The sequence below is a fragment of the Candidatus Viridilinea mediisalina genome, from assembly GCF_002532535.1.
GTDB classification, from domain to species: domain Bacteria; phylum Chloroflexota; class Chloroflexia; order Chloroflexales; family Chloroflexaceae; genus Viridilinea; species Viridilinea mediisalina.
In genome coordinates, this window is sequence record NZ_NQWI01000077.1 from 1 (window position 1) to 23,103 (window position 23,103).

At 58.7% G+C, this 23,103-nt stretch carries 12 protein-coding genes; 7 read left to right on the plus strand and 5 right to left on the minus strand.

Features of this window, described 5'->3' with window-relative positions:
- Positions 1 to 536: 536 nt before the first annotated feature.
- Together CJ255_RS14835 and CJ255_RS14840 are read right to left on the minus strand one after the other, a co-directional pair.
- Positions 537 to 5,348: a type I polyketide synthase gene (locus tag CJ255_RS14835; protein WP_097644879.1), complete on the minus strand. Its 4,812-nt coding sequence runs from the start codon at positions 5,346 to 5,348 to the stop codon at positions 537 to 539.
- A gap of 126 nt (positions 5,349 to 5,474) precedes the next feature.
- The gene (locus CJ255_RS14840; RefSeq protein ID WP_165774729.1) at positions 5,475 to 6,095 is read right to left on the minus strand and encodes a 1-acyl-sn-glycerol-3-phosphate acyltransferase; all 621 of its coding nucleotides are present in this window, start codon (positions 6,093 to 6,095) and stop codon (positions 5,475 to 5,477) included.
- Between the two features lie 770 nt (positions 6,096 to 6,865).
- Between CJ255_RS14840 and CJ255_RS14845 the strand changes: the two genes are divergently transcribed.
- The 6 genes from CJ255_RS14845 to CJ255_RS14870 all read left to right on the plus strand — a co-directional run bounded on the left by CJ255_RS14845 (position 6,866) and on the right by CJ255_RS14870 (position 19,708).
- Positions 6,866 to 7,246, plus strand: coding sequence for a hypothetical protein (locus CJ255_RS14845; protein WP_097644881.1), 381 nt, complete (start codon positions 6,866 to 6,868; stop codon positions 7,244 to 7,246).
- Positions 7,243 to 7,644 carry a type II toxin-antitoxin system VapC family toxin gene (locus CJ255_RS14850; RefSeq protein WP_097644882.1) on the plus strand — a complete coding sequence of 134 codons (402 nt, stop codon included), beginning with the start codon at positions 7,243 to 7,245 and terminating at the stop codon, positions 7,642 to 7,644. Before CJ255_RS14845 ends, CJ255_RS14850 begins: the two co-directional genes overlap by 4 nt.
- Before the next feature lie 78 nt (positions 7,645 to 7,722).
- Positions 7,723 to 9,150 carry an ATP-binding protein gene (locus tag CJ255_RS14855; protein WP_097644883.1) on the plus strand — a complete coding sequence of 476 codons (1,428 nt, stop codon included), beginning with the start codon at positions 7,723 to 7,725 and terminating at the stop codon, positions 9,148 to 9,150.
- Positions 9,151 to 9,720: 570 nt separating this feature from the next.
- Positions 9,721 to 9,948: a hypothetical protein gene (locus tag CJ255_RS14860; RefSeq protein WP_097644884.1), complete on the plus strand. Its 228-nt coding sequence runs from the start codon at positions 9,721 to 9,723 to the stop codon at positions 9,946 to 9,948.
- A gap of 1,364 nt (positions 9,949 to 11,312) precedes the next feature.
- On the plus strand, positions 11,313 to 15,917 hold the full coding sequence (locus tag CJ255_RS14865; RefSeq protein ID WP_097644885.1) for an Eco57I restriction-modification methylase domain-containing protein: 4,605 nt from the start codon (positions 11,313 to 11,315) through the stop codon (positions 15,915 to 15,917).
- A gap of 623 nt (positions 15,918 to 16,540) precedes the next feature.
- Entirely contained in the window at positions 16,541 to 19,708 is a 3,168-nt protein-coding gene (locus tag CJ255_RS14870) for a helicase-related protein (RefSeq protein WP_097644886.1), read from the plus strand.
- Between the two features lie 45 nt (positions 19,709 to 19,753).
- On the opposite strand, the gene CJ255_RS14875 is transcribed toward CJ255_RS14870, so the two are convergent.
- From CJ255_RS14875 to CJ255_RS23615, 3 genes are all read right to left on the minus strand, one after another.
- Positions 19,754 to 20,185, minus strand: coding sequence for an HNH endonuclease (locus CJ255_RS14875; protein WP_097644887.1), 432 nt, complete (start codon positions 20,183 to 20,185; stop codon positions 19,754 to 19,756).
- Between the two features lie 2 nt (positions 20,186 to 20,187).
- On the minus strand, positions 20,188 to 20,550 hold the full coding sequence (locus tag CJ255_RS14880) for a hypothetical protein (protein WP_097644888.1): 363 nt from the start codon (positions 20,548 to 20,550) through the stop codon (positions 20,188 to 20,190).
- Between the two features lie 106 nt (positions 20,551 to 20,656).
- Positions 20,657 to 20,932, minus strand: coding sequence for a type II toxin-antitoxin system Phd/YefM family antitoxin (locus CJ255_RS23615; RefSeq protein WP_165774730.1), 276 nt, complete (start codon positions 20,930 to 20,932; stop codon positions 20,657 to 20,659).
- A gap of 105 nt (positions 20,933 to 21,037) precedes the next feature.
- On the opposite strand from CJ255_RS23615, the gene CJ255_RS14890 reads away from it, so the two are divergent.
- Positions 21,038 to 22,840, plus strand: a complete 1,803-nt coding sequence (locus CJ255_RS14890; RefSeq protein ID WP_097644889.1) for a winged helix-turn-helix domain-containing protein — start codon at positions 21,038 to 21,040, stop codon at positions 22,838 to 22,840.
- The last annotated feature ends 263 nt before the right edge of the window (positions 22,841 to 23,103 follow it).

Below are 23,103 nucleotides of genomic sequence, written 5' to 3' on the forward strand. Positions count from 1 at the left end.
GGGAACAGAGAACAGGGGAACAGAGAACAGGGGAACAGAGAACAGGGGAACAGAGAACAGGGGAACAGAGAACAGGGAGCTTTTTAGGCAATAGCGCAAAATTTGCACTGTGATGATATTGCTGGTTTATTCGGTTGCGAGGTGACGGGTAGGGGCACGGTGCGCCGTGCCCCTACAATGAATACACGGTACACTTCATCGTAAAGCCACAAATAGGGCTTTGAAATGCCCTAGATGGCCCTCACCCCCTACCCCCTTCGACAAGCTCAGGGCACCGCCTCTCCCACGTTGTGGGAGAGGGGCGAAGGTACCACAGCTTTATTGCATTCCTTTGGGATGGTTTCAGGCTACTTTACAGTTTGCGCTATTAGGTAGTGCCGACTTTAGTCGGCTGAGATCGTAGGTTGCCATTGGATGCCGACTAAAGTCGGCACTACGACTGTAAAGCTGAAAGGCCGTTGCTGAAACCATTCCTTTGCGTTCTTTTGCGGCAATGTGCCCTAACTCTTTCGGCTTTTCGGCTATCGGATTTTCGCCTACACCTCCGGCCCAACCAGGCTCACGCGGCCATAGGCCCCGTAGCCCACATCGGCAATGAGCCGGTCGGGATCGTGCAACTCGGCGACGATCAGGGCGGCGGCGTGGGCTGCCTCAAGCTCCGGGCTGAGGTCGAGCGAGCGGCAGAAGACGTAGGGCCATTCGTGGCGCAACGTCTTCGTCAGGCCAGCAAGCCCCCCCGGAATGGCGCTGTAGTCGCCACGCAGCCCGATGCCCAACGCACCATCCATGCGGGCCACGGTGAAGAAGCAACTGCGCGCCTGCTCTGCGGCGGCCTGCAATGACGAACCAATGGTACGCGCCGTCAGGAAGACGTGGCGGATGAGCGCGGTATCGTTGAGATCGAGCAGGGTCGGCTGGGCCGCCCGTGGATGCAAGTGGATGAAGGCCGCAACCGGGCCATAGCTCTGCGCCACCAACTGCAACGCCTGCTCCAACTGGGCTTCGCTCGCATCAGCCAGCACCACCCGGCTCACCGCCGCAGGCAGCGGGGCCGGATTGGGCACGATGCTCTCTGGGAAGCGCAAGACCACCGCAGGCCAACCGCGTGCATTGAGCGCCTGGGCGACCGCTGCCGCTAAGGGGCTGCCGTCGTCCGTGATGAGGCAGCAGGAACCGGGGGGCAAGGCGCACTCCAGTTGATCGGGCGGTGGCAAGGCGAGTAGGCGCGGGACGCTACGATCCGCACCCGGAATCTGGGCGGGCTCAGGGGCGTAGGCGGTGGGGGCGGGAGGCGGGGGCGCGAGAGGCGGGGAGGCGAGAGGCGAGGACGCGGGAGGCGAGGACGCGGGAGGCGAAGACGCGGGAGGCGAAGACGCGGGAGGCGAGGACGCGGGGGTAGCGCCCGCACCCAACAGGTGGGGGCGGACGTGCTCCAACACCTGGCCCAGCGTACTCAGTTCCGCCAGATGCTCCGGCTTGAACGAGGGCAGGTCGGGCATGCGTTCCTGCATTGCGCCCAGGATCTGCACCCGTTTGATCGAGTCGATCCCCAAATCACCCTCCATGTCCATCTCAAGCTCCAATGTCTCACGCGGGTAGCCGGTCAGCTCCGTGACCACATCGAGCAGCACGGCTTCGGCTTGGGCTAGGAGGGGCGAGGCGGCGAGAGGCGAGGACGCGGGGGCCGCTGCGAGAGGCGCAGGGGCGGGCGCAACCGGCGCAAAGGTCATCGGTGGCGGGGCGACTGGCGAGGGGGTTACCGCCATTGGCAGCTTGGCTGCACTGTGGCCATTGCCGTGGCCATTGCCAATCCGCTGCACCACATCGCCAAGCTTCGCTTCCTGCTTTCTGCTTCCTACTTCCTGCTTTCTATTTCCTACCTCCTCCACGAGCCGCTCACTACGCGCATGCTGCTCGGTCAAGTAGCGCTCGTGCAGCCGCAGCGTCTCGCTCTGGTGGGTGTGCAACGCGGTTAAAGCCTGCTCCAACTGGGTCAACTGGGCCGGGTTGATCTGGCTGCCATTGCTGCCCACAAGACGCTGCTGGGCTTGCAGCAGTTGCATAATGCTCTGGGTATACTCGGCCTGCTGCTGCAGGTAGCGTTGATGCATCTGTAGCGTCTCGCGCTGGATGCTGTAGAGGTCGCTCGGCTGAACCGCTGGCTGCGCGACCGCTACGGGTGCGGATGCGCGGGGCGCAGCGGGTGCAGCGGGGGCCACCGCCACCGGCGCGGGTGCAGCGGGGGCCACCGCCACTGGTGCGGGTGCGGCGGGGGCCACGGCCACCGGCGCGGGTGCGGCGGGAGCCACCGCCACCGGCGCGGGTGCAACAGCCACCGGCGCAGCGGGGGCCACCGCCACCGGCGCGGGCGCGGACGGGGCGACAGGGCTAAGAGCGGGTTTTAGCTCAGGCATAGGATCTTCTACTCGTTTCTGCGGCTCACTCGGCGCGGCAAGCTCGCGGGTAATACGGAAGCCATCATCGAGCGCAGCTTGATGCGCGGCGCGCGTGCGCTCACTCACATAGTTGGCACCATTGATCCGGACCGTCATGCCACGGCGGCGCGGCGCGACTTCAGCCTGTTCGTAGCGGTAGGCATCGAGTTGGCCCAAGGGCAAACCCGCCACCCGCAACTGGATCAGCCCCTCGCGCATCTGGCGGTCGCTATCGCGGCCCTTGGCTGCGCCTAGTGCAATCGTCAGGTGCGGACGCGCCCCGAGGGTCTGGCGCACGAGGCCGGTGAGAATATTGCGCGGGCCGAATTCCACAAAGATCGCACCACCATCGGCGTAGATGCGCTCGATCTGCTGCTGGAACTGCACCGGACGCAACAACTGATCAGCCAACTGCTGCTTGATCGCTTCGGGTGCGGTGGGGTAGGGTGCCGCAGTGCTGTTGGCGTAGATCGGCACCTGTGGTGGCCGCATCTCCACCCCATTGATCGCCTGGGCAAACGGTACCTGGGCGTGGCCCACGAGCGGCGTATGGAATGCCGCCGAGACCGGCAACGCTTTCGCCGTGATACTCCGCGAAGCCAAGACATTTGCGGCAGCAGCGACAGCAGTGCGCGAACCAGCCAGCACAATCTGCTCAGGGGCATTGTGGTTAGCAATGGTCAGGCCGGGCACCTGCGCCACCACCTCTTCAGCCACACTGCTACGCGCAGCAATTGCCAGCATCGTTCCCGCATCAAAACTGGGGTCAGCCGGTGGGCGCATGGCATGGCCACGGGCCCGAGCGAGGGCGGCAAAATCCTCATCACTCACAACACCCGCCGCCCAGAGCGCGGTCAACTCACCAAAGCTATGGCCTGCCACCATATCGGGCTGGAACCCAGCGCTGCGGAAGAGTTCGTACATCGCTGCGCTCAGCGCCCCAATCGCCGGTTGAGCATACTCGGTCTGCTGCAACGCTTCTGCCTGCCGTTCGCGTTCGGCATCGTCAAAGACTGGCGGCGGAAAGACGATCCGCGAGAGCGCGACATGGTTATCGCGGGTAAAGAGCGTATCCATGCGCTCGAACCAGGTGCGTAGCTCAGGAAAGTTGAGCGCCAACTCGCGGCCCATGTTGAGGTGTTGCGCCCCTTGGCCCGCAAAGAGCGCGACCACCTTGGTGCCAGTGGGCATACCCCGCCGCCGGTAGAAGATGCCCCGTGGATGCGTCCATGCCTCGGCTTCGGGCTGGGCCGCCAAGGACTCCGTTGCCAACTGGAGGAGTTGACGTACCTCCTCAACACTGGTTGCCACAAAGCCGAGCCGCGCCTCATCCTCAGCGGGCGCATCAGCCGCCGACTGGCGGCAGAGTTCGGCAAAAGCACTGGCGGCACCATCACCAACCAGCGTTGCGGCCAGATCGGCACACTGCGCCCGCAGCACCTCTGGGGTTGAGGCGCGCAACAGGAGGCTACGCGGGGCCGTGTGGCGACGGTAGGGGCCCGTGTGGTCGGCAGAAGCCTCTTCTAGCAGCACATGGAAATTGGTTCCCCCAAAGCCAAAGGCGCTCACCCCGGCGCGGCGCGGCGTAGCCCCACGCAACCAAGGGCGCGTCTCGGTATTCAGGTAGAGCGGCGACTGCTCGATGCCCAATTTGGGGTTGGGCTGCGCTATGTTAATCGTGGGCGGCAAGACCTTGTGGTGCAGCGCAAGGGCCGCCTTGATCAGCCCAGCCACGCCGGCTGCCGCCTTGGTGTGGCCAATCTGCGACTTGACGCTACCGAGCGCCACACTAGCACGCCCCACACCTGCCGCCGAAAAGACCTGGCTGAGCGTCGTGGCTTCACAGAGATCACCAGCCACCGTACCCGTACCGTGGGCCTCAATCAGCCCAACACTGGACGGCTCGACCGCCGCATCGGCGTGAGCGCGGCGCAACGCCCGCGCCTGGCCCTCCGAACGGGGCGCATAAATGCTCTTTGCGCGCCCATCGCTCGATGTACCAATCCCACGAATCACCGCATAGATACGGTCGCCATCGCGCTCCGCATCCTCAAGGCGCTTAAGCAGCACCATACCCACACCCTCACCGACCATCATGCCATCAGAGTCAACATCGAAGGGGCGCGGCGCATCACTCGAAGAAAAAGCGGGCGTCTTGCTAAACGACAGATACATAAAGATGGAGTTATCCGTATCAACCCCACCCGTCAGCAACATATCACAGCGACGCTCAGTCAACTCACTCAACGCCAGCTTCAGCGCAGCCAGCGAAGCCGCACAGGCAGCATCCACCACACAATTGATCCCACCGAGATCAAAGCGATTTGCGATACGCCCAGCGATCACATTGCCCAACATACCAGGGAAAGAATTCTCCTCCCAGCGCACATAGGCCGACTTCAGCTTCTCAACCACCACCGCCGTCTCAGCATCAGAGAGGCCACAACTCTTCAGCACCCGCTCCCAGACCGGATACTGCAAACGGGCCGTGAGCGGCGTAATCAGCTTTTGGCCGCCCCCAACCCCCAGCACCACCCCGGTACGTTCGCGGTCAAACGGGCGGCCCTGGGCGCCATAGCCAGCATCCTCAAAGGTTTGGCGCGCCACCACAAGGCTCAGCAATTGAGAAACATCAGTCACTTCAAGAATATTGGGCGGCAACCCAAATTCAACCGGATCAAAATCAATATCAGGAATAAAACCCCCACGCTTACAATAGGTCTTATCGGGCGCAGCGGGATCGGGATCATAGTGATCAGCAATATTCCAACGCGAAGGAGGGACATCAATCAGACAATCACGCGCCTGAACGATATTATCCCAAAACTCATCAAGCGTACGGGCCTCGGGAAAGATCGAAGCCATGCCAATAATTGCAATCGGATTGGCTGCGAGAGAAGTCCGTTCGTGCACGGCAGTTTTCCTTAGTGTTAGTTGGCCTTGCCAACGATTCTGAAATTCTCTTGTTGTTGCGCGTTGACGGCTACGCCGTCAACGCGCAACAACAAGAGCAAACGTGGTAAGAAGCTCACAGATCTGCTAGACCTGTGAGCTCTTATCGGGCTTCGCCTGAAGCTCGGCGACATGGCGCACCGCCCCTTGAAACTGGGGGAAGCGCCCCGTCACAGCGCCATAGAAGGCACGATAGCGCGCAAAATCGGCATCGAGATCGCCGCTCGGCAACAAGACCGGGCCAAGCCCAACGCAACGCTTGGCATAATCGGCATAGCCCAAGACAATCGGCACCCCCGCGCCATGGGCAATGTAATAGAACCCGGTCTTCCAATGATCAACGCGCCGGCGCGTTCCCTCAGGCACCATTGCCACCCGCAATTCCGGATCAGCCTGAAATGCGGCCACCATTTGCCCAACAAAGTTAGCCTTTGCGCCCCGACGCACGGGCATACCACCCAGCGCCCGCAGCAACCAACCCAACGGAGCGCGGAAGAGACTATCCTTAGCGATCCAACGAAAGCGCACCCCAGTTGCCCCCATTAGCAACAGGGTCACAATCAGATCCCACCAAGTCGTATGGTGCGCCCCAATAATCAAACAGCGCGGCGGCAACGGCTCAGCAACCTCGGCCCGCCAGCCCGCCAGCGCCAAACACGCCCCACTGAGGCGTTGTAGTAGTGTTTTGCGTGGTGTAGAAGTGTTCATGGGAAAGGAACAAAGGAACAGAGGAACAAAGGAACAGAGGAGCAGAGGAACAGAGGAACAAAGGAACAAAGGAACAGAGGAGCAGAGGAACAGAGGAGCAGAGGAACATGAGGAGCAGAGGAACAAAGGAACAGAGGAACAAAGGAACAGAGGAGCAGAGGAACAAAGGAACATGAGGAACATCCTGTTCACCTGTTCACCTGTTCACCTGTTCTCTGTTCACCTGTTCACCTGTTCACCTGTTCTCCTGTTCTCTGTTCTCCTGTTCTCTGTTCTCCTGTTCACCTGTTCTCCTGTTCTCCTAGATACAATACCCCCTCAGCATAATGGTAGCGCCTAGCCGATAGCGCAACAAGTGCCCACCGTCTAGCCCACAGTCATAGGGCCAAGCGGGCCCAGAGTATGACTAAAGTCATAGAGAGAGGGTTAAAACGGAAGCGGGGCTAGGCGGGAACTCGGTTCCCGCCTACACCCGCTGCGTAGCCTCTAGCTTTAGAAGCTATCTGAAAAGCCGGAGGACACACGCTGGAGTGCCGGCTTTAGCCGGCTGAAGCCGGCACTCCAACGCCAAGCTATAGACTTTTCAGACAGCCTCTTATGCTGTACGCCGACCGCGCCGCCACCGATGAGTCGCTCTGCGCTCTATTCGACCGTGCCACCAATGATGGTTCGGACATGATGCGCTACAATATAGCAAATTGTGCCAGAGCGCATTGCTATGCGGCATGGCCTACTCATCACTCATCACTCATCACTATAAGGAGGTCACAATGACCACAACCATTACCCTACCTGAAACATTGGCCCGGCAACTGGCGCAGCGGGCCGCCACTGAGCGGCTCTCCGTCGAGACGCTGGCGATCGCGTTTCTTACCTCTGCGCTGCACGAAGAGCGGCTTGATGAGTCTGAGGAAGAGCGTTCGCCCCTGGACGAAGATCCTGAACTCTTGGCCCTGATCGCCAGCATTAAAGCCATGCCGCCAGATCCGGCCTACATCATTCCAGCGAAAGGGAATCTCGCTGATGTGCTTAGAATAATGGCTCAGGGCGAACCTGACCAAGACCTCTTGGATGCGCTAGATGCCGCTGAACAGGAGTTACGCGCCATTGATCGTGCCAATGATGTAGCCGAAGGTCGAGGCTTGCTGTGACTGCGTACTTGCTCGACACAAACCATGCCTCATCGCTTGTCACACCCGGACATGCGTTGATTCTGCGTATGCAATATCAACAATCTTTGGGCGACACTTTTTCGATCTGTGTTCCCGTACTCGCAGAAGTCCTCTTCGGTATTGGTATCGCGCCACGCGCCGAGCAGAACTTGGCATTGTGGGAACCGTGGGAACAATCGATGGAGTGCCACGTCCCTGACGCAGCGGATGCCAGACGAGCTGCTGATCTCCAGATCTCCCTTCGTCGGCGTGGTCGCCAGCTCGCTACGGTTGATGCGCTGATCGCAATCATTGCGCTGCGCTACGATCTGGTGTTGCTCACCACGGACAACGATTTTAAGGCTGTGCCGGATCTGCGCCAAGAATCCTGGCGCTAGGGGTGGAAGCCTCCTTACGCATAAGCCCCATGCTGTGTATAATACAGAGAATGGGGCTTAACTGTAAAGAGGCTATTCATGTTTATAGACCGCGAGCAGGAACTTGCTTTTCTTCAGCGCGTCTTGCAGCGCCGCCGTCCAGGGCCGGCGCAGTTGCTGCTGCTCTACGGGCGGCGGCGCGTGGGCAAGAGTAGCCTCCTTATGCATTGGGTGGCGCAGAGTGGTCTGCCCTATACCTATTGGACAGCGGAGAAGGAGCCTGCGGCGCTGCAACGGCGTAAGCTCTATGCGGCATTACAGGGCTTGGCGGTACAACATGCGCCTATCTTTGGCAGTTGGGCCGAGGTGTGGGATGCCGTGGCAATCCTCTTGGCGGGTAAGCGCCACATCCTTGTCCTCGACGAACTTCCCTACATGATGGAGTCCGATCCCGCTGCGCTCTCGGCGCTGCAACACGCTTGGGATCGCCATTTTCAGCATATGGAAGCGCTCATTACCCTCTGTGGCTCGCAGATTCGCGTGATGGAGGGTATTCAGAGTAGCCAATCGCCCCTCTTTGGGCGCCTCACTGGGCGCTGGTATCTTCAACCGCTCCCCTTCTCAGCCCTCCACGCCTTCTTCCCCACCTGGTCGGTCGAAGAGCGCATCGCTGCCTATGCGCTCGTTGGCGGCATTCCCGCCTACCTGGGCTGGCTTGATCCCGAATTGAGCCTCGTTGAGAATATCCACGAAGTCATTCTCGACCCAGGGAGTATGTTTGGGGCCGAACCCGCCTTTCTGCTCTACGATGAGGTGCGCGAGCCACAGCCCCATCTTGCCATCCTCAAAGCCATTGGCGCGGGTGCCCACACCCTCGAGACCATCTCCCAAGCCACTATGCTCAGCAAAGCCCACCTCTCAGGCTACCTCGCCCGCCTGCAAGACCTCAAGCTGGTCGAGCGGCGTCTCCCCGCAACCATTCACCCAACCGCGCAACACACCTCGCGCAAAGGGCGCTACCACCTGAGCGACGCCTACTTTCGCTTCTACTTCCGCTTCCTAGCCCCCTACCACGACCGGCTCGTCAGCGCACCACACGTTGTCCTCAAGCAGATCCAAATGGGCCTCCGCGCCTTCATTGGTCAAACCGCCTTTGAGGAGCTGAGTCGCCGCTGGGTGAGCGAACAGGCCCAAGCGGGCAACCTCCCGCTCACCCCGGCGCTCGTCGGCAGCCACTGGAGCCGCACCGTGCAGGTGGACGTGGTAGCCCCCGATTGGCAAAATCGCAAGCTACTCTTGGGCGAATGTACATGGCAAGCCGACAAGCTTGATCGGCAGGTGGTACGCGAACTCATCGAACAGAAGACACCACGCCTGCTCGCCGATCTACCCAACAGCGGCGCAGGCTGGAGCGTCAGCTACGCCTACTTCGCTCGCAGCGGCTTCACCAGCGACGCGCAGCACGAAGCCCAACGCCACGGCGCGTTGCTGGTGGATGCCGCGCAGCTTGGGGCAGAGTTGGGTTGAGGTGAAGTCACATAGTTGCCGCCGCACCTTAAACAGTGTATGATGCGTGCGAATCATGACTAAGGAATATCTGAGAAGCTGTCTGAAAAGCTCGTGGGCACGCGCTGGAGTGCCGGCTTTAGCCGGCTGAAGCCGGCACTCCAACGCCAGTTCATAGACTTTTCAGACAGCCTCTTAAGGAGTCTCCGTGACAACTGCAACATACCCCGTCCCAACAACCAGGCTGAGCCTGTCGAAGCCAACGCGCCTCCCTTGCACGACTTCAAGGCTTTTTCGCGCTAACAAAATGCTATGAAAACCAACTCGATGCAAGGATCTCAAGGAAACATTATGGTACCTAATACTACAACGAGACCTGTTTGAGCAAGGCTTTGGGATGCCATCTTTCCTTTATCGCTCAAATGTACTCATTTGCACTTTATCGCTTCAGACTGCGAAGTAGCTTAGATGTTCTCTCGTTGTAGTACTAGGTATAACAGTCTTGATATTGAACGTTTGTTATCTTGGAAATAAGGTATACAAATTACAAATTTAGTTAAAAACATCTGTTCCTGATGAAGAGAGGAAGATATGACGACAGTTGAAGATGCCCTATCAGTCGTGCGCCGCCTAGCAGTACGTGATCAAATCCATCTGATCGCACGGATTGCACAAGAGATTGCAAACAAATCAATTGCCACAAATGCTCCCAATCATGATGCTTGGGATGCCCTCTTTGCCACACTGGATGAGATTGCGCTCGCGCCATTGACTAGCAACCATAGTGCTACAACTGAAGTGATGGAGAGTCGGCGTTAATGTATACAATTGATACAAGTGTATGGGTGAATGGCTCCGATACGCTCGAAAGTGGCTATGCGGTCAGCCGTACATGTTTATCACTCTTACGCCAACAGCACCATCAGTTAGTGTTGCCAATGAGAATTCACCCTGAGAATAGAGGTCAATACCTTGCAAATAAGCCCTTTGCCCCCCTCCCCAACCCTCACTTTATCAGGTATACAGTTTTTGGGAAGCTTTGGATGCGGTGTCAAGAATTTTCTCATGCAACGCGACCCAACGACCTGCTAGGTGTGCGCCGTGCCGCCACCATGCGTAGCCCCAAAAACCCAACGGCGCACACCTGCCAGGTCTGAAGGGGGTGCCAACGGCCCATGAGACCTAGCAGGTGCGGCGCGGTGGGATCGTTGACGTCCTCATGGTGGCGGCACGCGCCCCACCTGCCAGGTCAGGTGTGCTGCTCTTGGTCCATTGAAGCACGCCGCAGGCTAAAGCCTGCGTCTGGTATGCGGTCGCTGCCCGCGTAGCGGGCTGAGCCTGACTGGTTCGCTGCCCGCGTAGCGGGCTTTCGTATAGCAGCCGGCGTGGTGGTCGGTGCCAGCAAAACGTTACGTCACACCCCATTGTAGCGCACATCGTTGCAAACCATACCCCTACTTATGATAGACTAGGGGCGTTGTGGCCCGTTAGCTCAGTGGATCTAGTCTTCAGATTTAGACCCAATAGTACACTTTTCCCTAGCGTTGTATCGCAGGTACTCAGTTCGTCGGGGAATCCCTACAGGGTGGACTACCACACCCCCGATCCCATTGCCAAAAGCGTTTGGGATTGCGTATGCGCCCGTTGCTGCGTTTACCTGATGGTGATTCTCTCGCCTACGACCACCCTGCTTGACGTTCTCTAGGGTTTCCCGCACCCGTCTGGCATTTCACCACTGGTCGTAGGGTCATCGAGTCTTGGCTCTTCGCACGACGCAAGCGGCATACACAACGATCATGTTACCTGTCACGCGCTTTTGTGACAGAGCCGCCAATGATCTTGTTCAGGTGCCACACCACAGCAGTGCCATGATAGCTCCATTATAGCACATGTATTCGTGTCTGCAAGGCCAGAGATCGCAAGAAGGCGCATCAAAACGCACTATTTCTTACAAACGTTCACCATACCTTGCAAATAAGCCCTTTGCCCCCCCTCCCCAACCCTCCCCCCGCAGGGTTCATGGGCGGACAGAACGTTCGCTTCGGTAGCGACCAATAGAGCTTTGGGATGCCCAGGATGGCCCTCACCCCCTACCCCACTAGTCACTCAGCACTCAGCACTCAGCACTCGTCACTCAGCACTCGTCACTCGTCACTCGTCACTCGTCACTCGTCACTAGAATTATGCCCATTATTACTCCCGCTCTGCTCGCTGATCTGCACGATGCCGCTGCGCTGCGCCGCTTTTTTGGTGCGCTTGGCTATGCCGAACAGCAGCAGGTGAGCTATACGGCCCAGACGCTCGCTTGGCCTGAGAATGTTGCGGTGGAGTTGCGCGGGCGGGTTTTTGAGTTGCTGGCTGATGCTGATGCTGGCTTCTTTCAGGTGCTGTTGCTCGCGCCTACTGCGGATGGCGCTGGGCTGAGCCAGGCGTTGCTTCAGCGCCTCTTTGCGACCCTTGAGCAGCGTGGCAATGAGGGTTTGCTGCTGTTGCCTGCCTCCGATTGGGCGACGTTGGAGTTGGTGCTGCTGGTTGATCCCCGGCCTCTGGCCGAGCGCCAGGGGCCGCCTGCGTTGCTGCGTTTCCGGGTTGCGCCGCGGGCGCTCTATGCCCACCATGTGGTGGCGCTTGAGTTGCTTGCGGTGCATGCCGCTGGGCCCGGTGATGTGGGTGAGTTGGCTCTGCGGGCTTTCCGCCGCGCCCAGTATGAGCGCTTTTTTCGGAGTGTTAATTTTTTTAGTAGCTACTACCTCGAAGAGCGCATTGCGACTGATACGACTGCTGGGTTGAGTGGCATTTGGCTGATTCTGTTGGCGCAGATGCCCGCGCTGCGCCCTCAGCTTGCTGCTGGTGATGCCCGTGCGACCCTGGCGGCTCTGGGTTGGACAAGCTCTGCGGGTGAGGCTGGTGCGCCCGAACGCCTCTATTTCCAAGGGCGTGCCCTGGCCCTGGTGGCGCTGCTGCCGCCCGACCACCCGCTCGATCTGCCGCTCTCTGCGACACGCTACCCTCAGTTGGAGTTGCTTGCTGCGTTGGAACAACAACGCCAGCAGCAGGATGGGTTGGCGTGGGCTATTTTGACCAATGGCCGTACCTGGCGGCTCTATAGCCACCTGACCGCGAGTATTAGCGGGGCGTTCTATGAGGTGGAGTTGGCCGAGTTGTTGGCCTATGGTAGTGCTGCGGATCTGCGCTATTTCGCGGGCTTTTTTGGCGCTGAGGCGCTGAGTAGTCAGGTTGTGCTGCATGTGTTTGCGTCGTCGCAGACCCTGGCCCGTGCTACGGGTGAGAATCTTAAGCAGGTGGTCTTTGCGCGCGTTTTTCCGCTTTTGGCGAATGCTATCGCTGATGATCTGAAGCGTACGGGTGAGTATGATGGTAGTGCCGCCCAGCTTCAGGTGATCTTTCGCGCTACGCTGCTGCTGCTCTATCGCATCCTCTTTGTGCTCTATGCCGAGAGTATGCGCCTGCTGCCGACGATGCATCCCGCCTATTATCCCCATAGTCTCACGTTTTTGTTGAGCGATCTGGCTTTGCAGCCCTTTACGGCGAGCCATTTGAAGAAGCCGCAGACGCCGACGGCCTATTGGGCTTGGCAGCATCTGCAGGCGCTCTTTGCGGCGATCAGCCATGGCCAGCCGGATTGGGGTGTGCCTAAGTATAATGGTGGCCTCTTTAGCGCCGGTGCGCCGCCCACCGGGGGGACACCCAATGAACATAGAGCGCCCCACCGCTTGCTGGCGCGGGTGCAGTTGGGGGCCTTGGATTTGGGGCAGGCGCTCGATCTGTTGGGGCGCGATGATACGGCCCGGGCCGCGACTATGCAGGACGGGGCGCGCCGCCTGATTGATTATGCTGGGCTTGATGTGCGCCGTTTGGGTAGTATCTACGAGGGGCTGTTGGAGTTTCAGTTGCTTGCAGCGGCCAGCGGCGATCTGGAGCTCCAGCATACCCGCGCCGAGCGCAAGGCGAGCGGCAGCTACTACACGCCCGACTACATTGTGGCCTATATTGTTGAACAGGCGGTGGGGCCGGTGCTTGCTGAACGGGCCAAGCAGTTTGCCGCGCTGATGGAGCGGCTGCCCGCCGCCCGGCGGGCTTTGGAGCAGGCGCAGCGCCAAGAGGGCAATGAGCGCATCAGCATCGCTACGACCAAGGCCAAGAGCGACGCGGCCCGCCGCGCTGTGGCCGAACTGGAACATGCCGCCAACGAGAGCCTGCTCGATCTCAAGATTCTCGACCCGGCCATGGGCAGTGGGCACTTTCTGGTCGCCGCTGTCAACTTTATCACCGACCGGCTGATTGTGATCCTCAACCGCCACCAGGCCCAGAATCCGCTGCTGGCGCGTCTTGCAGCCATTCGCACCCAGATTCGCGCCAGCCTGCAAGCCCAAGGCGTAGATACGCTGATCAGCGACGAGCAGTTGAACAATGTGAATCTGTTGCGCCGCCTCGTGATGAAGCGCTGCGTCTTTGGGGTAGACCTGAACGACATGGCGGTTGAGTTGGCGCGGCTGAGCCTCTGGCTCAACTCCTTTACCGTGGGCGCACCGCTCAACTTCCTCGATCACCACCTCAAATGGGGCAACGCGCTGATCGGGGCCCGCGTGCAGGCGGTGCAGCAGGCAATGGAGGGCAAACATATTGGCATCGGCACGCAACTCGACATGTTCACCAGCGGCAGCGCCTTCGCCGAAATGCTCAACCTGGCGGGCTACATCGAGCAGTTGGTCGAGATTGCCGACGCCAACGCGCAGCAGGTGGAACAGAGCGAGGCGCTCTACCGTAGCTACGAAGAGCATGTCGTGCCGGTGAAGCGGCTGCTCGACCTTTGGGTGGCGCAGAGCTTCGGCAACAAGGTGGCGAGCGAACTGCTGCAACTGCACAGCGGCCAGAGCAGCGACGTAGACCACCTGGTTGACGCGCTCATGGGCCGCCGCCAACTCGCGCCCCACTACCAACAGGCGGTCGCCGAAGCGCGCAACCTCTTCCAGCGCCACCGCTTCCTCCACTGGGATCTCGACTTCCCCGAAGTCTTCCTCGATCTCGCCAACAAAACTTGGAAGCCCGCCGCACAGATGGGCTTCGATGCGGTGGTGGGGAATCCGCCGTATGTAGTTTTTCAACTCTTGGGAGATGCCGAGCGCAACTATCTCAGATCTAACTATGGTTATTTTGTGATGAAGGGAGATATTTATATCTTATTCCAAGAAGTTGCCGGGAGAGTCACAAAGAGAGAAGGAAATAGTGGATATATCATCCAAAATAAATGGTTGCATGCAACATATGGAAGTGCTGCATTAAAGGACATTGTTTCAACATCAACTATTCGAGAACTCATAGATTTTCATGACTCGCCCGTGTTCGAGGTGTCTGCTTACCCTTTAATTATTATACGAAAACATTCTGGAAAAACAGCGAATCCTGTCACTAAAATAGATATTCGTGGTTCAAGTGAAGAGATGATTCTAAGACACCTCCTCAATAAGACGGAGCAACCTATTAGTCATATTAATGTATCTAGAGATTCATTAACAAATATCAATTATATATCTTTAGAGTTATTCGCAGATCAGATAGGTCAGGGTGTTTTAACTGGACATGCTGAAGCTTTCGTTTTGCCATCAATGTCCAGTATTGAAGATTTCCCTTTATCGGAACAGAAATTTATACTTCCTGTAGTTGCAGGCAGCGATATTGGCAGATATGATATTACTTCTCTTTCTTATCGGCAACTGCTAATCTATCCTTATGAATCAAGTGGCAAGCCTGTTCAAGCCAATCTCATTCCAAATATCATTAAACATCTGACAACCTATCGTGAAGAATTAGAGAATAGAAGAAATTTTGGTGAATTCTTAATAAATCAAGGACACAGTTGGTATGAGTTACGTCATCCTGCTCGTGGTATGTTTCAGAGAAAGATAATATTTCCCGAAATATCTTTAACCAATAGATTTCATTTTGATGAAGAGGGTAATATAGCATGCATTGGATCGGTTTACTTTTTAATACGTAATAAAAAATTTGCAGATTTCAGTTCTTATGCTCTGGTATCAATTCTCAATAGCTCATTGCTATCTCATAAATTAAAAGCTATTGCTCCAACTATTCGTGGAGGATATTATCGTTATCAAAGTCAGTATGTAAAAAGGCTCCCCATCCGCCGCATCACCTTCACCACCCCCGCCGCCGAACGCACAGCCCTCGTCGCCGAGGGGCAGCGGCGCTACGAAGCGGGCCTGGCCCAAGCGGCGAGCGCGACGGACTGGCGGGCGTGGCGCGAACATTGGCGCGAACTCTGGGCCTGGGCCGAAGCGCGGCTGCCGCAGTTGGCCGACGGTAACCCCGACGTAGCCAACGAGCAGAGTGACGTCGTACATGATCTCTTGGCCCACCTTGCTGAGCAGATGATCGCGCTGCACAAGCGCAAGCAGGCGGCAGCGGCCCATTTCACCGACTGGCTCGCCCAGGAGACGGGCAGCGCCCCCAGCGAATGGACGCTCAAGACAGTGGTGCAGAGCTTTTGGGCGCAGCCCTGGCTTGAGCTAGAGCGGGCCTTGCAGAAGAACCGAGGGCGCTTTGTGCAGACGCAGGGGCTGCGCGGCAAGCATGCCGACGCGGCGCTGCAACCACTCTTGCGCGCCGCGCAGCGCGAATGGATGGCAGCCTGCGCCACGCTCGCCCCCACCCTCAGCGCCATCAGCGCCACCGATCGCCTGATTGACCTGTTGGTCTACCGGCTCTACGGGCTGACGGACGAGGAGATCGATCTGGTGGAGGGGTGAGGGGCTTATACCAGTTACGAGTGATGAGTGACGAGTGACAAGCAGGGTATACCTCATTGCAATACGGTCTGACGTAATCTGCTATGCGGCATATGCAACGGTAATTGGTATTATACCAAAGCCGAGAGCCGAGAGCCGAGAGCCGAGAGCCGGACATGGCGTCCCAATGGGCTTTCGCGTTTTTGATAATGCGCCATGTTCAAAGGTAAGGGAAGCGGATATTGTTACGTATCCCAGCAGCCAGTCATGCTGATATAGTCCATGGGCTGGCATCGTAGTGCCGACTTATGGTCTTCCAGAAATTAATCCGGTGTCGCGGCACGGACTAGACCTGATAGATATGCCAGATCTGCGAGGTCTGGTTAGCGGATTATTTACTGGAAGACCATAAGTCGGCACTACCTACGGCGCAAACAGGAACGTTCCTACGAACCTTCTCCCAGGATGGTCAAGCAATGGGGCAATCAACAACATCCGCTTCCCTAATTGGTACCACACCTCCCGCCCAGCATCGATGAGCCAGTACGTGCTACAATGCGTCACATCGAACAGGCGAAGCAGTAGGGGAAACGGCACCCAAAGAACGCTTCTGCTTCCACCAAAGCGGAAGCAAGCATGTACGCATGATCTACAAGCAGAATCCCTCATCCCCCCCCTCCATCCGTGAGCACCGCGCCCCCGATGGTGTGCCCTATATCATTGATAACCACGCGGGGAGTATGAGCCTCCAGGCGGCGTTGCTGCGTCTGCTGGCGGGCTCGCCGTGGGCCGATGTTGCGACGGGCTATTTTGCGTTGAGTGGCTATGCGCTGCTGGCTGATGCGCTTGATGATCTCCAGGAGTTGCGGTTGCTCTTTGGTGAGACGCGGGTGGCCGCTGAGTTGGCCCGCGATCTCCGCCGGGAACGCTACCGCGCTACGACGCAGGCCCTGGTGGAGCGCCTTGTTGCCCTGCTTGAACGCCCGCCGCTGGCGAGTGGCAAGGAGGCGGTGCAGGTGCGGCGCTATGGCAGTGGCGGCGATGGGCCGGGTTTCTTCCACGCCAAAGCCTATATCGTCGAGGGCGCTGCCGTGGTCGGCAGTAGCAATTTCACCGCCCATGGACTGACGGGCAACACTGAACTCAATGCGGTTCACCGCGATCTACCGATTGTCAGCGATTTCTCTGCTTGGTATGAGCGCATGTGGAATGCGCCCCAGGCACTCGATTGTAAAGCTGAGTTGCTTGCGACGCTGCGCCGTTCGCAGTTTGGCGATTTTCCCTATACGCCCCACGAGATCTATATCAAGACGCTCTATGAGTATTTTAAGGATGATCTCGATAAAGAGGCGGCACTCGACCCGACGCGCTCGGTGGTGGAGTTGGCCGCTTTTCAGCACGAGGCTTTCCAGAAGGCGCAGCGCATCTTGCGGCGCTACCACGGGGTACTGATTGCCGATAGTGTGGGCTTGGGCAAGACCTATGTCGGCAAGAAGTTGCTCGAACTCTTCGCCTATTACCAACGCCAGCGGGCGCTGATTGTCTGCCCGGCACAACTGCGCGAGATGTGGCAGCGCCAGATCGAGGAGAGCCGCATTGCGGCGACGATCATTGGTATGGAAGAACTAGGCCGCGCCGATTACCCCGTCGCCCGCCATAGTGATGCTGAATTTGTGCTGGTGGACGAGAGCCACAATTTCCGCAATCCGCAGGCGCAACGCTATCAGAATCTCAGCCGCATCCTGGCTAGTGGCGCACCGAAGCGCGTTGCGCTGCTCACCGCCACGCCGATCAACAATAGCCTCTGGGATCTCTACCATCAACTGGCGCTCTGGACACGGGGCAACGATGGCTACTTCCGCGAAGTGGGCATCCGTTCGCTGCGCCACTACTTCAAAGAGGCGGAGGCGCTGGGTGGTGCGGGCGGTTCGCTCTTCAATCTGCTGGAAGAGGTGGTGATTCGGCGCACGCGCAGCTTCATCCAGGAACACTATGGCGAGGTGACGATCAACGACCAGCCGTTGCGCTTTCCGCAGCGTGCGCCGCTGCAAACCCTGCGCTACAGCCTGGGCGCAACCTACCACGGGCTCTTTGACCAGATCACCAGTGCGGTTGAGGCGCTAGAATTGCCCGCCTACAACGCCGAGCGCTACCTGGTCACACCGGCGGCGAGCGATAGGCTGCGGGCGATGACCAACGGCGGGATTGTGGGCCTGCTCAAGACCACGTTGCTGAAGCGTTTCGAGAGCAGCGTGGTGGCCTTTCGGCGCAGCATTCACCGCTTGCGAGCCTTCGAGGCTCAGTTCCTAGAGCAGCTCCAGGCGGGCCGTCTGGTGCAGAGTGGCGCCCACCGGCGCATCATGCGCTTGGAGGAGGACGACGATGCGGCAGGCTTGGATGCGCTACTCGCAAGCCTAGAGGTGGTTGATCCGGCACACTACCGCCTCGCGGAGCTGGCCAAGGATGTAGCCCACGACCTGGCGCTGCTCGATGCGATCATCACGCGCATCGATCCACTCGGCCCAGCGGAAGATGCCAAGTTGCACAGCTTCCTCGCCGAACTGCGCGGGCTCGAAGATGCCAAGGTGGTCATCTTCTCCTACTACCGCGACACCGCCCACTACCTTGCGACGCAGATCGCCGCCGACCCCACCCTGGCCACGCGGCGTGTAGCGGTTCTCTGTAGCGACACGCCACCGCGTGAGCGGCAGCGCCTGATTGAGCGCTTTGCGCCATTGAGCAACCATGTGCGTCCGGCGCTAGAGGCCAGCGCAGAGCTTGACCTACTGATCGCCACCGACGTGTTGAGCGAAGGGCAAAACTTGCAGGACGCCGGTCACTTGATCAACTACGACCTACACTGGAACCCGACCCGCATGATTCAGCGCAACGGGCGCATTGATCGCCTCGGTAACCGCCATGCCACCATCCAGATCACCAACATCTTCCCCTCCGACGATCTCGAAACGCTGCTGCGCCTCGTCGAGCGCATCCAGACGCGGCTAAGTACGATTAACGAAACCATAGGCCTAGACGCGAGCGTCCTGGGCGAACTAGTAACACCGCGCACCTTCAACACCCTCCGCGAACTCGCCGCTGGCGACGAGAGCAGCCTCGCCTACTGGGGCCAGGTGAGCGAACTGGCGGGCAACGAACTGATGCGGCAACACCTCTTGGCCTACCTGCGGCAGTATGGCGAAGCATTGGTACGCGACCTTCCGGGCGGCATCCACTCCAGCCTACGGCGCGGCCAACGTCAAGGGCTCTTCGCCTACTACCGCTACCAAGATCGCCACTTCTGGCGCTTCTACGACACACGCAACCACTACGTGAGCGACAACCGCTTCGAGATCCATGAACTCATCCGCGCCACCAGCAGCGAACCGCGCGCCGAAGACTGGCTCGCGCCCAGCGAAGCCGAACGCATCCTCGAACTTCTCGCCGAAGCGATCATCACCACCCTCCACGAGCAGCGCGGCGCAGCGGCGCTGGGCAGCACACTCAACAAAGTGCAGCGCGATCTAGGCCAGATCATACGGGCCGGCTGGGCCGCCCCCGGCGTTGATCGTGCCCAAGCCCAAGCCATCTTCAGCGCCCTCCGCACCCCCCTGCCCGCCGCCTTCATCAAAGACCTACGGGCAATTGCGGCACGCCACCAGCAAACGCAAGACTACAGCCTACTCCTGGCCATGCTCCAGCAACTCCTCGACCAATACCAACTCAGCAACACCCCGGCCAGCGCCCTGCGCCCCGTAAGCGAACCACTCACCCGCGAAGATCTGGAGTTGGTCTGCTGGATGCTGGTTGGGTGAGGGAGATGTCCGGCACGGGACCTTTACAACCCAACGTGATGTGCGTCAATCGCTAGGCGGATGCCAACCTGCAAGAATCCAATAACTCCGAACCGTGAGTGCATCTTGGTCTGTGTTGAGGTGTAATGCAACAACCGTAGCACGACCTATTGGTGTTAGCCCTGCAATGGATAAGCCACCATTAACCCAAGCAAAGTGTTCGTGCCAAACTTGCATGCGCGGATTGAACAAGGGAACGCGCAAGCCACTTACCGGATCAATTTCATCTATCTTTGAACTCTTATGTGCATTGCAGAGCGGGCAAGCAAGCCAAAGGTTTGACTCGGCATGGCTTCCCCCTTGAGCAAGCGGAATGATATGCTCAATCTCAAGGCGTGCCATCACAAGATGCTGAGGACTTAAACAGTAGCCACAGCGATGACGTGCGGCAGATCGGATGCGTTGAGCCACACCAGGCGGAATGGAGCTACGCCTCATGATCAATCCACAGGGGTCTGCAAGCCACGGGCAACAGCGATGCTAAGCGCTTGCGCCTTACGTACCATACCTCGCCGATAGAGACCGAGAAGCTCTTGAAGTTGCACTCGCTCTGGCGCGGTGAGCAGACCTTCACGCTGGCGTTCCAACAAGCGACTCAATTGCTCTTGCTGATCACGGCTCAATTCATCGTCACGCAGGGCAAGTATCTGAGCATCTGGGAGCAGTTCAATCGGCACATCAGTGGCAGCACGATCCAGCCATTCGAGCAAAACATCTTCAAGATGACGCTCTGTCTGCGTAGCTACGGCCCGCGCACGAGCGACGAGTGGATCGGGAAGATTTAGGATAATCGTCTCACTCATAGGGGATCTCATCTTGCGTATATGCGTATGCCGTAGCCTCATTATACCAGTTATGAGCGAGGCACCCATGTCTATCGTGTTCGTAGAGTGTTCGCAGTAGTACCAACTATGTGCGATCCTGCACCGCATCCTCAACCTCTTGCCAGAATTGATCGTGCTCTATACCCAATCCAACATGTAGCTCTTCTCGTGCCTGCTGGATCAGCGTCTGAAATTGACGTGAGTAGGCAATAACCAAACGCTCTAGTTCCGCTTCGTCTTCAATAGGTAAAATAACCGCAACCGCCTTGCCATTACGGGTAATGACGACCAATTCATCGGCACTTGCATTGAGGTAGGCACTAAGTTTTGCCTTGACATCCGCAACAGATGCGATCTTCATAGCTCGATGGCCTCCCCTCCAATCTTTGACACCAACGTCATTGGTATAAATGGTATCATATAAGCAGAAGACAGCACCCCCCCCCTCACACCACAAGAGACTACTATGCCACTGCCAAAACACGATGAGATCGAAGAACCACTTTTGCGCGCCATTGCCGCGCAGGGCGGCAAGGTCAGGCGCGCTGATGTGGTGCAGCCCCTTGCCGACCATTTTCAACTCAGTGATGAACAACTCCGCGAGACGGTAGAGAGTGGGGCTAATCGCTGGAAAAATCGCATCGCATGGGTGCGTAGCAACCTGTGCAAGAAGGGCGAGCTTGATAGCCCAAAACGCGGCATCTGGCGCATCACCGACACAGGACGTCAACGCATTGGTCAGACGGTGGCCGCGCCGTTAGATGAACCGGAGTTGCCAACCCTTAGCGATGACGATGCGCCCCTGCCTGCGACGCCCGAGTCGCTGCTGCAAGCCTTGATCGCTGAACTGCGCGCTGAATTGCTGGTTGACGAGGAGATCGTTCGGCGCATCTACCATGCGCTGCTCGCTGGCCATGTCATTCTGAGTGGGCCGCCGGGTACCGGCAAGACTGAGTTGGCGCGCCGTCTCCCTGAGTTGCTCTGGCAGAGCGAGGTAGATCTGGTGGCCGGCGCCAACCCCAACCCAATCGGCCCGGTGGCCCAGCAGCAGCGCGAGCGCCGCCTCAGTAGCGCCTTTGCCACCCTGCTCGTCACCGCCACCGATGAGTGGAGCGTCCGTACCCTGATTGGTGGCCTTGCGCCCTTCAGTGTCAACGACAAGCCGACCTATCGTATCCAGTATGGCCATTTGGCGCAGGCGATCTTTGCCAATTGGGCGGTAGACCTCCAGAATCCCGCCGGTTGGCTCACCTCGCCGCGCCAGAGTGTGCGCATGCCTAGCTGCCTGCACGACGGGGACACAGAGGAGTTTCGCGGTTGCTGGCTGGTGATTGATGAGTTTAACCGCGCCCCAATTGACCTCGCGCTGGGCGATGCGCTCACCGCCTTGGGCGGCACGGGGCGCCTGCGGGTGCCAATTGAGGGCGGCAGTGCCGAATTGCCCATTCCACGCGACTTTCGCATCATCGGGACGCTGAATAGCTTCGACCGCAACTACCTCAATCAGCTCAGTGAGGCGCTCAAACGCCGCTTCGCTTTCATTGAGATTCCGCCACCTACGCGCCAGCAGCGGGCGGCAGAGCAGGCAATTGTGCTGGCCAAGGTGCTGCATAGCATCGCCCATCTCGACCCGCAGATCACGAGTAGCGACGATGGCCATGTGCGTTGGGCAGCGGTTGTGCAGATCACGCGGCCATGGGGCAGCAACAGCATCACCTGGCATGCGCCAAACGAGCCGCTGGCCACCGTCTTTGATTTTATCTGGAACATCTTCGAGTGCATCCGCATCTACCGGCAACTCGGCACCGCCCAAGCGATCAGCCTGCTGCGCCAGATGCTCATCGCGGGCGCGGTACAGCCCGGCATGAGCCTAGATCAGTGGGTCGCCCTCGCCGACCAAGCCCTCTGCGACACCATCGCCGACCAATTGCAAGTCTTGCTCCCCGATGAACTTGAGGTGCTGATGACGATCCTCGACGCCAATAGCACCGCCGCCGCCGTCACCGCCAAACTCAACACGAACTTGCAGCACCTCCAGAGCAAACCACGCCGCTTCATGGCCCAAGCCAACGCCCTCAACGCCGTCGTGCAACCCGACGGCAGCGCCATCGTCAGCCTCAACGAAGATGCCGACGCCTACAACGACCAGCAGCCACCGCAACTCAGCGAGGAGCAAGTGGTTAAACTCTTCCACTGGCAGAACGACAGACACCCTTTGCCACGCTTTGTGAAGCGGCTCCATGCCTTCAAGGTGGAGCGGGGTTTGTAGGGCTGTCGCCCGCCAAACCCCGCCGTGCGGGGGGACGATTCTGCGGGGGCCATGCCCTCGAACCCCCGTCGGCAAGGGCGGCAGCCGCCCTACAAACCCGCTTTGGGGCTACGCCCCAGACCCCATTTTTTGTTCCGTGTTGGCGGCTTCGCCGCCAACACGGAACAAAAAAAGAGTTGTTAGCGCGAAGAAGCCTTGGGCTAGCAACCACCGCGCCGCTGGCTGAGCCTGTCGAAGCCAAGCGGCGCGGCCCAGAACTTCTT

Coding starts and splice junctions, on each gene's coding strand:
- CJ255_RS14840 (WP_165774729.1), bottom strand. CDS start 6,095: ATGAACACTTCTACACCACGCAAAACACTACTACAACGCCTCAGTGGG.
- CJ255_RS14845 (WP_097644881.1), top strand. CDS start 6,866: ATGACCACAACCATTACCCTACCTGAAACATTGGCCCGGCAACTGGCG.
- CJ255_RS14855 (WP_097644883.1), top strand. CDS start 7,723: ATGTTTATAGACCGCGAGCAGGAACTTGCTTTTCTTCAGCGCGTCTTG.
- CJ255_RS14860 (WP_097644884.1), top strand. CDS start 9,721: ATGACGACAGTTGAAGATGCCCTATCAGTCGTGCGCCGCCTAGCAGTA.
- CJ255_RS14865 (WP_097644885.1), top strand. CDS start 11,313: ATGCCCATTATTACTCCCGCTCTGCTCGCTGATCTGCACGATGCCGCT.
- CJ255_RS14870 (WP_097644886.1), top strand. CDS start 16,541: ATGATCTACAAGCAGAATCCCTCATCCCCCCCCTCCATCCGTGAGCAC.
- CJ255_RS14875 (WP_097644887.1), bottom strand. CDS start 20,185: ATGAGGCGTAGCTCCATTCCGCCTGGTGTGGCTCAACGCATCCGATCT.
- CJ255_RS14880 (WP_097644888.1), bottom strand. CDS start 20,550: ATGAGTGAGACGATTATCCTAAATCTTCCCGATCCACTCGTCGCTCGT.
- CJ255_RS23615 (WP_165774730.1), bottom strand. CDS start 20,932: ATGAAGATCGCATCTGTTGCGGATGTCAAGGCAAAACTTAGTGCCTAC.
- CJ255_RS14890 (WP_097644889.1), top strand. CDS start 21,038: ATGCCACTGCCAAAACACGATGAGATCGAAGAACCACTTTTGCGCGCC.